The organism is Endozoicomonas sp. ONNA2, assembly GCF_024606365.1.
Taxonomy (GTDB): Bacteria; Pseudomonadota; Gammaproteobacteria; order Pseudomonadales; family Endozoicomonadaceae; genus Endozoicomonas.
On sequence record NZ_JAHHPO010000064.1, the window covers coordinates 1 to 4592 of the forward strand.

Consider the following 4592-nt stretch of genomic DNA (forward strand, 5'->3'; position numbering starts at 1 on the left):
GCAACGCAGGAGCAGTTGCCGCGCAGGGCAGTCTATTCTCGGACAGCCTCCTGGACAGCTTGTTCTGGTTCGCCATATATACCGGGTGACCACTGCATGAGCCATACCGGAGTTCTCAAGCTGGAAATTAAGCTTACCCCTTTATTTTTGGTTGGAACCACGAAGGACACGAAGAGCACGAAGGAAAAGAGATTCTCTTCTTTGTGCTCTTCGTGACCTTTGTGGTTCCATCCTTAAAGTCCCGAAGCGGGGGTGAAGGATTTCAGAGCCAGAACTTTCATTGTGCAAATATCTTTTCTTACCCGCATAAACGTCAATTGTCATTCATAATTAAAGACCTTAGCCCAGCTTTTTACCTGTCGCCTTATTTCTTGTAGACCAGGGTACATAGGGTGCACCGGGTTCGTAATGTTTACCTTCTTTCCAACCACGCCATACCCTGTACTCCCTGGGCAGCTGGTATTTCATTTCCTCATAACTACCGAACAACTTCAGAAAACGTTCCAGCTCCTCTGTCTTGAAAGTGCGCAAAACCTGTACGAGTGACCTTCCACTTTCAATGGATTCAGCGGTGTGCTCTGGTAATGGTTTGTCAGGATGGACTGACAGATGCTCAGGAAAGTAAGCCAGTGTCGCTTGATCATCCAAATATTCCAGTGCCTGATAGAGATGTCCGGTTTCCAACCCTCGTTTGGATTGAACCAGTATCCTGGACAACTCAGAAGCTGCAATACTGAGTTCATTTGCCGATACCCTGAAGTTTACTTTGGTCTTGTTGCCAATATCAGTTAGCTCATCCTGTGACAATCCCATGGCAAGACCAATCAAAAACCAGTTGTGGCTCAATGGCAAACGACTCAAAAAATCCAGCGTCAGCGGTTTCGAACCGGCCATCTCCCGGCCTCTGCCACCATTGTGCACAGCCTGCCAGACGAGCGGTTTGAGAACGGGAGGCTGTTCAGGACTGGAGACGCAAAACCAGGGATAACGTTTTCTTTTTCCAGCGATCAACTCCTCAAATCTCTCAACACAGTTGCTGGACCTGGCAGCTTGCGACGAAGCATAGGCAACATGTTCCGAAGTAAGTTGGGGCAGACAACGGAATGCTGCATGCAGTAATTTTGTGATATACAGGTAGCCGTGTTCGTTTTTACAAATTCTATAGAGAATTTTCTGGATTATGTGCAGCGGTAACCCAAGTGCACGACCGAAGGATTCAGCATCCATTCCTATGGCTCCAAGATCATAGGCATAATGGTGAATCTGATTTTTCAAACTCCTCTTGTGTTGTTCAGAAAGATTAAAGCGAGGTGGAAACCCTTTCAGGGATTCAATTAACTGGCCTGCAGTATTGATGGCCATAATTTCAGGCTTGCTCAATATTTTTACCAGCTCATTTACGGTCATACGCCCCTCTTTGGTATCCAGAATTTTTTTCAGCAGCAAGGGGGTTGACAGACACTTGTCAACTATAATGGAGCGTTGCTGCAAATCCTGATCCTTCATCAGTTTCGGGTATCCAGCACAATAGGCCACGGTTGCGGTCGGGACAGAGCGGAGGTAATCATCATCAATAAAGATTTTCTGCAACTTGAAAAAATCCAGTTCATGATTCAATGCAGTATGGGTATCAACAGCCCGGACACCGGCAGGCCATTCACTGCAGAACTGTTTTTGATCAACGGCAAGACCAAAGGTGTCACAGTGTCGTGCAACCAGATCAGGCCTTGAGATCCCCCCCAGCATGGTCAGCAATTTACCATGGGGGATGGTAAGTTTTTCCCGGGCGAGTCCATGCTGCTGTGAATACCAGGATAAATAATCAAATTTTTTTGTTGAGTGCTCATGGTTGTGTCGTACATTTTTTTTATTGATTTCCGCTATCGGTAAGCCCAGATATATAGCAAACAGAAGCTGATGACAGGGTGTTAATTCCTGTTTGATTTGCGACGGCAACTGCGACCAGGAAACAGGATCATCAAGGTGTGGCCCGGGTAATGAGGCAGATTCACAAGCGGATTTTACACTCCTCTCTAATATCGACATATATATTACGGTTGATGCCGACTCCGGGGCTGAGGGGTTAGCTTCGGCAAGAGTGACCGGCTTTGCGTTAAAAGTAAACTCAGGATCTTTAGCGGTTGCATCCTTTTTTTGTTCGAAACCGCCGGGCTTATCAAGTTGGGAAGGCAGTTGATTATTGGTTAAATTGAGCATCTTTCAGTTCCTCTGATAATGTTTAAACGTCGCCTTGCTCTGCAAGGGCAATTGAAGTCAAATGACCAGAACCAGCAAACGAGTATTGAATTAAGACAAAAAAAGTGACGAATCGTTCATTGCACCCTAAGAAAAACCAAAAGAAAAATAAATTCAGTAGTAATTAATCGCTGGCGATTTACTCGTTGTTTCCATCGTGACAAACTTCCCACCACCAAGCGGATGGCCTCCCCACCGCCAGGCGGCTATGGTGGGGCTTCTTGCGACCCATGCCGAGGATACTTGGCACCGCCTGAATGAACACCGGAAAAAGGACATCTGTTGTCTGATTTGCTGCAGGTACTGGGTCTGACGCTGAAACCCTGACATTATCCCCCCCCGATTGGAAAATTGATCTATATTCAGCAGCTCTATTCTCTCGGTTATTAAACTTCTCCCGGCATCTTCTTTTTGACAAATAGTTGGAGCTAGTGATGAATACCCCATCAAGCAGTTCTGAACCAGGTGGTAAGCAAACACCGGAAGCGCTGAAAGTTACTGAAAGATTAAACGGCAGTGGTTTTGATTTGCTGGATGCAGCCAGCCAGGGAAATTTGGCATCGGCAAAGGCTTTGCTGGAACAGGGGGCTGATATTGAGTCCCGGGACCAGGCTGGCAAAACTCCGCTGTTTCGGGCGGTAATGTCGAATAATCCGGACATTGTCAACTTTCTTCTGGATGCAGGTGCCAGTGTTCATGCCCGTGATTGTGATGATCTGACGCCATTGCATGAGGCCCGTAGCCAGGAGATTGTGAAAGCGCTGCTGGCCAGGGGAGCCGATATTGAGGCCGGGGACAGGTTTCAGGCAACGCCACTGATATATGCGACGACTATAGACTGCCTTGAGGCTGTCAAGGCGCTTCTGGCTGAAGGTGCCAACGCTAACGCCCGCGACGATTATCATGAACAGGCGTCACTGCATATTGCCCGTAGTCGGGAGGTGGCGGAAGAGCTTCTGGCCAAAGGGGCCGATATTGAGGCCTGGCAAGTGAGTGGCAGAACCCCGTTGTCCATTGCGGCAGGATCAGAAAACCTGGAAGTTTTCAACGTTCTTCTGGCAGCAGGTGCCAATATTCGTGCCCGCGATCTTTTTCGCAGAACTCCGCTGCATCGTGCTCGCACCAAAGAGGCAGTGCAAGCGCTGCTGGAGCGTGGCGCTGATATTGAGGCCAAGGGAGATGATAAAGGAACGCCACTGATTTCTGTGGTTTCCGAAATGGCCAGCCCCAAGGCTGTCAAGGCGCTGCTGGTTGCAGGTGCCAACGTTCATGCCCGCAATTGTTTGGGTCGAACTCCGTTGCATAATGCCCACAGCGAAGAGGTAGTGAACGAGCTGCTGGTCCGGGGAGCCGATATTGAGGCCAGGGATGGTACCGGAGAAACTCCACTGTTTTGTGCAGCTTATCTTGCCGACAATCCGGAGGCGTTAAATGCGCTTCTGGCCGCAGGTGCTTGTGTTAATGCCCGGAGTGATACCGGCCGGACTCCTTTGCATGGGGCCCGGAGCGGGGCGATTGTGAGAGAGCTGCTGGCCCGGGGAGCCGATATTGAGGCCAGGAATGATGAACAAGAAACCCCACTCATGTGTGCGATCCTTAACACTGGCAATCTGGAGGTGACCAAGGCGTTTCTGGAGGCAGGTGCCAATATTGAGGCTGCTGATCAATTTCAACAGACCCCATTGCACCATGCGGCTAGCAACTGGCGGTGCGATTTGCGGTATATGGGGTTGCTTCTGTCGGAGGGGGCCAACCTGGAAGCCAGGGAGGGTATTACCCAACGTACCCCGCTGCATGAAGCAGCAATAAGTTTTTCGGGCAAGGTTTCGGGCAAGAAAGTACAATTGTTGGTAGCTGAGGGTGCCAACTGTAGGGCGCAAGATTGGCATAGAAGTACACCGTTGAATTTGGCCATAGCCAGAATTGACAACATGAAAGCCCTGTTGTTAGCGACTGGCAGATTTGACAGCATCGATCGGGATGACAGACCGGGTAATTTTCAGCCCCAGTCACTTAAGTCCTGCGCCCGGACCTCTATCCGCTCACGCCTGGTTCAACACCGGCAAAATACCGGTAAACCGTTGTCGAAATCGGTGACGGAGCTGGATTTGCCCAAGACGCTGGAAGAGTATCTCTATGAGCCTCTGATGAAAGAACTTATTCATCAGCAGCGGCTATATTTCCCTTGGTAGTTTAACTGCTCCCGGTATATTTTCCTGGCAATCGTCGGAGCCAGGCGATTGCCTGAGAATAGACTGCCCTGCGCGGCAACTGCCTCCCGGGAGGCTGTCCGAGAATAGCGCCCGACCGGGCGTCCCCGTAGCGAGGATTGCGAG

Annotated in this window: 2 protein-coding genes; one reads left to right on the forward strand and one right to left on the reverse strand. The window is 49.8% G+C overall.

Translation table 11 applies throughout. The annotated features are described in order from the left end of the window. Nucleotides 1-339: 339 nt before the first annotated feature. Entirely contained in the window at nt 340-2217 is a 1878-nt protein-coding gene (locus KDK14_RS00930) for a hypothetical protein (RefSeq protein ID WP_257263137.1), read from the reverse strand. A 473-nt stretch (nt 2218-2690) separates the two neighbouring features. On the opposite strand from KDK14_RS00930, the gene KDK14_RS00935 reads away from it, so the two are divergent. Beyond that, a complete protein-coding gene (locus tag KDK14_RS00935; RefSeq protein WP_257263138.1) occupies nt 2691-4448 on the forward strand; it encodes an ankyrin repeat domain-containing protein in 1758 nt (585 codons plus the stop codon). Nucleotides 4449-4592: the final 144 nt, after the last annotated feature.

What these genes read in the sequence shown, in the direction of transcription:
- KDK14_RS00930 (WP_257263137.1), bottom strand. Translation starts at nt 2,217, where the DNA reads ATGCTCAATTTAACCAATAATCAACTGCCTTCCCAACTTGATAAGCCC.
- KDK14_RS00935 (WP_257263138.1), top strand. Translation starts at nt 2,691, where the DNA reads ATGAATACCCCATCAAGCAGTTCTGAACCAGGTGGTAAGCAAACACCG.